Annotated in this window: 4 protein-coding genes; 2 read left to right on the forward strand and 2 right to left on the reverse strand. The window is 70.4% G+C overall.

Going from position 1 to position 6,300, the window contains the following annotated elements:
* Positions 1–25: 25 nt before the first annotated feature.
* Positions 26–205 carry a DUF6104 family protein gene (locus tag ACWEFB_RS38140; protein ID WP_452293093.1) on the reverse strand — a complete coding sequence of 60 codons (180 nt, stop codon included), beginning with the start codon at positions 203–205 and terminating at the stop codon, positions 26–28.
* A 78-nt stretch (positions 206–283) separates the two neighbouring features.
* Complete coding sequence (locus ACWEFB_RS38145; RefSeq protein ID WP_452293094.1) at positions 284–4,048, reverse strand: multifunctional oxoglutarate decarboxylase/oxoglutarate dehydrogenase thiamine pyrophosphate-binding subunit/dihydrolipoyllysine-residue succinyltransferase subunit; 3,765 nt, start codon at positions 4,046–4,048, stop codon at positions 284–286.
* 347 nt (positions 4,049–4,395) lie between these two features.
* Between ACWEFB_RS38145 and ACWEFB_RS38150 the strand changes: the two genes are divergently transcribed.
* The gene (locus ACWEFB_RS38150; RefSeq protein ID WP_452293095.1) at positions 4,396–5,193 is read left to right on the forward strand and encodes a GNAT family N-acetyltransferase; all 798 of its coding nucleotides are present in this window, start codon (positions 4,396–4,398) and stop codon (positions 5,191–5,193) included.
* Entirely contained in the window at positions 5,190–6,101 is a 912-nt protein-coding gene (locus tag ACWEFB_RS38155; protein WP_452293096.1) for a lysophospholipid acyltransferase family protein, read from the forward strand. Before ACWEFB_RS38150 ends, ACWEFB_RS38155 begins: the two co-directional genes overlap by 4 nt.
* The last annotated feature ends 199 nt before the right edge of the window (positions 6,102–6,300 follow it).

The raw sequence follows: 6,300 nt of genomic DNA on the forward strand, positions 1-6,300 counted from the left end.
GGAGGGGGGAGGGGGGAGGGGAGGGTTACTCGTCGTCTTCTTCGTCGTGGCGGGCTAGCCAGGTGGCGAAGCGTTCGATGGGGGTCTCGAACTCGGGATTGAGGTCGACGAACTCGCGCAGGCGCTCGCCGAGCCACTCCAGGGTGACGCTCTCGTCGCCCCGGCGCTCGACCAGTTCCTCGATGCCCCGGTCGGTGAAGTACATGGGTGGTCCTCTCAGACTCCGGGGCGGATCGAGGAGTGCCTCGATCCGCCCCGGTCTCAACTCAACGCGGTACGGCGATCAGGGGCGGGGCAGTGCCGCCTCGATCAGTGCGCCCTGCTCGACCTCGTGCATCTTCGCCGAGCCCACCGCGGGGGCGGCGGCCGACGGACGGGAGATCCGCCGCAGCCGTACGCCATCGAGGTGCTCCAGCAGGTTGAGCGCCACGAACGACCAGGCACCCTGGTTGGCCGGCTCCTCCTGGACCCAGGCGAAGTCGTCGGCGTTCGGGTACTCGGCCAGGGCCGCCCGGATCTCCTCCACCGGGAGCGGGTAGAGCTGCTCCATCCGTACGATCGCGGTGTCGGTGATCTTGCGCTCGTCGCGGGCCTGAAGCAGGTCGTAGTAGATCTTGCCGGTGCAGAGCAGCACCCGCTTGACCGCCTCCGGCTTGGCGATGGTCCGGTCGCCCAGCACCGGCTGGAAACCACCGGTGGTGAAGTCCTCGACGCTGGAGACACAGAGCTTGTGCCGCAGCAGGGACTTCGGGGTGAAGACCACCAACGGCTTGCGCTTCTCCGACAGCGCCTGGCGGCGCAGCAGGTGGAAGTGGTTCGCCGGGGTGGTCGGGATGGCCACCCGCATGTTGTCCTCGGCGCACATCTGCAGGAAGCGCTCCGGCCGCCCGGAGGTGTGGTCCGGCCCCTGACCCTCGTGGCCGTGCGGCAGCAGCAGCGTCACCGCCGACTGCTGGCCCCACTTCACCTCGCTGGAGGAGATGAACTCGTCCACCACCGACTGGGCGCCGTTGGCGAAGTCACCGAACTGCGCCTCCCAGAGCACCAGCGCCTCGGTGTTCTCCACCGAGTAGCCGTACTCGAAGCCCATCGCGGCGTACTCGCTGAGCAGCGAGTCGTGCACGAAGAACCGGGACCGGTCGTTGGTCAGCGCGGACAGCGGCAGGTGTTCCCGGCCGGTCTTCGCGTCCACGATGACCGCGTGCCGCTGGACGAAGGTGCCACGGCGCGAGTCCTGACCGGCGAGCCGGACGGTCACCCCGTCGTGCAGGAGCGAACCGAACGCGATGATCTCGCCGAAGCCCCAGTCGATGTTGCCGTCGGTGGCCATCTTGGCCCGCCGGTCGAGCAACTGCTGGATCCGCTTGTGCGGGGTGAAGCCCTCGGGCAGGGTCGTGTGCGCCGTACCGATGGCGTGCACCACGTCGGCGCCGATAGCGGTCTGCACCTGCGGCTCCGGCTCGGCCTGGCGGCGCGGGCGGGTCGGCTGCCGGCCTGGCGTCGCGGCGTCACGGGTGGCCTTGAAGACCCGTTCGAGCTGGGCCTGGAAGTCGCGGAGCAACTCCTCGGCGTCCTCGACGGTGATGTCCCCGCGCCCGATCAGCTCCTCGGTGTAGAGCTTGCGGACCGACCGCTTCGAATCGATGATCTGGTACATCTGCGGGTTGGACATCGAGGGGTCGTCGCCCTCGTTGTGGCCGCGCCGCCGGTAGCAGACCATGTCGATAACGACGTCCTTGTTGAACTCCTGGCGGTACTCGAAGGCCAGCCGGGCCACCCGGACCACGGCCTCCGGGTCGTCCCCGTTGACGTGGAAGATCGGCGCCTGGATCATCCGGGCGACGTCGGTGCTGTAGAGGCTGGAGCGCGAGTACTCCGGGGCGGTGGTGAAGCCGACCTGGTTGTTGACCACCACGTGGACGGTCCCGCCGGTGCGGTAGCCCCGCAGCTGCGACAGGTTGAGCGTCTCGGCGACCACGCCCTGTCCGGCGAACGCGGCGTCGCCGTGCACCGCCACCGGGAGCACGGTGTAGCCCTCCAGGCGCAGGTCGATCCGGTCCTGCTTGGCCCGGACGATGCCCTCGAGCACCGGGTCGACCGCCTCCAGGTGCGAGGGGTTGGCGGTCACCGAGACCTTGATCGCGTGCTCGCCGTCCGGCGTACTGAACTTGCCGGCCTGGCCGAGGTGGTACTTCACGTCGCCCGAGCCCTGGGTCGAGCGGGGGTCGAGGTGCCCCTCGAACTCGGAGAAGATCTTCTCGTACGGCTTGCCGACGATGTTGGCGAGCACGTTCAGCCGACCACGGTGGGCCATGCCGATCACGACCTCGTCCAGCGAGCCCTCGGCCGCCGCCTCCAGCACCTCGCCGAGCAGCGGGATCAGGGACTCGCCGCCCTCCAGCGAGAACCGCTTCTGGCCGACGTACTTGGTCTGGAGGAAGGTCTCGAACGCCTCGGCCGCGTTCAGCCGGTTGAGTACGTGCTTCTGCTCGTCCGCCGACGGCTTTTCGTACTTCCGCTCGATCCGGTCCTGGATCCAGCGCCGCTCCTCCGGGTCCTGGATGTGCATGTACTCCACGCCGACCCGGCGGCAGTAGGAGTCGCGCAGCACGCCGAGGACCTCGCGGAGCTTCATCTTCTGCTTGCCGTTGAAGCCGCCGACCGGGAAGTAGCGGTCGAGGTCCCACAGGGTCAGGCCGTGCTGGAGCACGTCCAGGTCCGGGTGCTTGCGGATCTTGAACTCGAGCGGGTCGGTGTCGGCCATCAGGTGACCGCGCACCCGGTACGCGTGGATGATCTCGATGACCCGGGCGGTCTTGTTGATCTGACCTTCGGAGGACACCGCCACGTCGCGCATCCAGCGCACCGGCTCGTACGGGATCCGCAGCGAGGTGAAGATCTCGTCGTAGAAGCCGCGCTCGCCGAGGATCAGCTCGTGCATGACCTTCAGGAACTCGCCGGACTGGGCGCCCTGGATGATCCGGTGGTCGTACGTGCTGGTCAGCGTGATGATCTTGCTGACGGCCAGCTCGGCCAGGGTCTCCTCGGACATGCCCTGGTACGGCGCCGGGTACTCCATCGCGCCGACCCCGATGATCGTGCCCTGCCCGACCATCAGCCGGGGCTGGGAGTGCACGGTGCCGATCCCGCCCGGGTTGGTCAGCGAGATCGTCGTGCCGCCGTAGTCCTCCATGGTCAGCTCGTTGCGCCGGGCCCGCCGGACCACGTCCTCGTAGGCCTGCCAGAACTGACGGAAGTCCATCTGCTCGCACGCCTTGATCGACGGCACCACCAGGTTACGGGAGCCGTCCGGCTTGGCCAGGTCGATCGCGATGCCGAGGTTGACGTGCTCCGGCTTGACCATCACCGGCTTGCCGTCCACCTCGGCGTACGAGTGGTTCATCTCGGGGTGCTCGGCCAGCGCCCGGACCAGGGCGTACCCGATCAGGTGGGTGAAGCTGACCTTGCCGCCCCGACCCCGCGCAAGGTGGTTGTTGATCACGATGCGGTTGTCGACCACCAGCTTCGCCGGCACCGCGCGCACGCTGGTCGCGGTGGGCACCGACAGCGAGGCGTCCATGTTCTGCACGATCTTCGCCGCGACACCGCGCAACGGGGTGGTGCTGCTGCCCGAGGCCGGCGGCTGGGCCGGTGCGGCCTTCGGCTTGGCCGGCGCGGCGGCGGCCGGTGTGGCTGCCTTCGGCGCCGGTGCGGCCGGAGCCGGCTTCGGCTCGGCGGCCTTCGGCTCGGGAGCCTTCGACTCGGTCACCGGAGCGGTCGCCGGCTGGGTCTTCGCGGCCGCCGCGGGAGCGCTGGCCGCTTCCTTCTTCACCCCCGGTGCCGGCTTGGCCGCTGTCGCTGTTTTCGGAGCCGACCCGTTGCCGTCAGCCGTGTCGGCTGCCGGACGGTAGTCGGCGAAGAAGTCGTGCCAGGCCGAATCGACGCTGGTGGGGTCGGCGAGGTAGCGCTGGTACATCTCCTCGACGACCCACTCGTTCGGGCCGAAACCCGCCAGTGGGTTCTCCTGCGAAGTCTGCTGGGTCGACACGGCCAGTGATCGCCTCTTTCACGCGGGTTCTGCGGTTCACGCGGGTTCTGCCACCGCCTGGGACCGGGGTCAGAAATCACTGTCCAGGCTACGCCGTACGCTATCGGCCGGCATTGCCGCATCCGGCCCGTGTCGCGATTCACAGCGTGAAGGTCTTGTTCACCTGGTATTCAAGCCCCTGAAGCCGGTCGCTCGCCGGGGTCTGGGCCGCCCCCGACGGCCGCGATCGATCCCGTGGCGCCGGGGTGATCCGCCCACGCACTGCGTACAGGGCCGTTCACCCGATCGACACCCACGCATCCGGTGCGCGACACGCCGACGGTGGGCAGCGACCTTACACATACCCCATGGCTGTTCTGCTCACCGCTCCCGCACCCACCGGGACCAGCGGCTACACCCTGCTGATCGCCGACGACGCGGCCCAGATCGCCGCCGCGCAGCGGCTGCGCCACGACGTCTTCGCCGAAGAACTCGGCGCCAACCTCCACTCGGCCGTCCAGGGACTCGACACCGACGAGTTCGACGCGCACTGTGACCACCTGCTCGTCCGGGACGACAGCACCGGCGCCGTCGTCGGGACGTACCGGATGCTGCCGCCGGACCGCGCCGCGCGCGCCGGCCGGCGGTACGCGGAGAGCGAGTTTGACCTGTCCTCCTTCGCCCCGCTCCGCGACGAGCTGGTGGAGATCGGGCGGTCCTGCGTGCATCCGGACCACCGGACCGGCGCGGTGATCAACCTGATGTGGGCCGGGATCGCCCGCTACCTGCACCTGCGCGGGCTGCGCTGGCTGGGCGGGTGCGCCTCCCTGTCGCTGGACGACGGAGGCGCGAATGCCGTCGCGGTCTGGCAGCAGGTCTCCGCCCGGAACATGGCCCCGCCGCCGCTTCGGGTACGCCCGCACCGGCCCTGGCTGGCCGAACCCGCCGGGGTGGCCGCGCTCGCCGCTCGGGCGGAGCGGGCCGAGAAACCGTCGGCGGCCGTACCCGCCCTGCTCAAGGGCTACCTCCGGCTCGGTGCCTGGGTCTGCGGGGAGCCCGCGTACGACCCCGATTTTGACGTGGCGGACCTCTACGTACTGCTCTCGATGGATCGGATGCACCCCCGTTACCGGCGGCACTTCCTCGGACTCGGAGAAGACGGATGAACCCCCTCTGGCAGCCCCGCTCGGCCTGCGGGCCGCACTGCCTGCCCGGCCCCCGCGAGACGCCGACGGTGTCCCGGCTGCACCAGGCCGGTCGGCTGACCGCCCTGTTCGGCGCGTTGCTGTTCGGGGCGCTGCTGGTCCCCGTACTCCCGGTGTTGCCCCCGGCTGGTCGCCAAGCCGCCGGCCGCTGGTGGGCCCGGCTGGTGCTCGGCTCCCTGGGCGTGACCCTCCAGGTACGCGGCCGGCTGCCCCGGCGGCGGGCGCTGCTCGCCGCCAACCACATCTCGTGGCTGGACATCATGGCCACCCTGGCGGTCGCGCCGGCCCGGATGCTGGCCAAGCAGGAGGTACGCCAGTGGCCGCTGATCGGCCCGCTGGCCGCCTCGGGCGGCACCATCTTCGTCAACCGCACCCGGCCCCGGGCACTGCCGCAGACGGTGGCCAAGGTGGCCGAGGCGCTGCGGTCCGACCGGGTGGTCGCGGTCTTCCCGGAGGGTACGACCTGGTGCGGCAAGCCCCGTGCGGCCGGCGCCTGCCCGGCCGGTGGACGGTTCCGGCCGGCGATGTTCCAGGCGGCGATCGACGCCGGTGCGCCGGTGGTGCCGCTCACCATCAACTACCGGACCGGACCGGGGCGCGACGGTACGACCGCAGCCGCCTTCCTGGGCGAGGACAGCCTCTGGGTGTCGCTGCGCCGGGTGCTCGCCGTACGGGGGCTCTCGGTGACGGTGACCGCCGCGCCGGCCCTGCACCCGGAGCAGTCCGCCTCCCGCCGCCGCCTGGCCCAGGCAGCCGAGTCGGCGGTCCGCTTCGCCGGCCCCCACACCCCCCACAAGCACCCCACCCCGCTGCCCGCCCCGACCCCGCTGGCCCCCACCTCGCCCACCGCCCTCTCCCTCGCGGCCTGACCCCCGCCCTTGTCCCTGCCTCGCCTCCACCCCGTCCTGTCCCGCCCGCCCCACCCCCACCCCTCCGCTTCGTCGATCTAGGGCAGATGGTGGTGATCGGTGATGTTGGGGTCAAGTGGTGAGTGCAATCGTTAAGCGGTGATGAGTTGTGCCAGGCGCTGGGCTGGGGTGGCCCAGTCCAGTGTCTGGCGGGGTCGGG

This window comes from Micromonospora sp. NPDC004704 (assembly GCF_053601675.1).

Bases quoted from the DNA above. Each gene is read 5' to 3' on its own strand.
- ACWEFB_RS38140 (WP_452293093.1), bottom strand. From the start codon at position 205: ATGTACTTCACCGACCGGGGCATCGAGGAACTGGTCGAGCGCCGGGGC.
- ACWEFB_RS38150 (WP_452293095.1), top strand. From the start codon at position 4,396: ATGGCTGTTCTGCTCACCGCTCCCGCACCCACCGGGACCAGCGGCTAC.
- ACWEFB_RS38155 (WP_452293096.1), top strand. From the start codon at position 5,190: ATGAACCCCCTCTGGCAGCCCCGCTCGGCCTGCGGGCCGCACTGCCTG.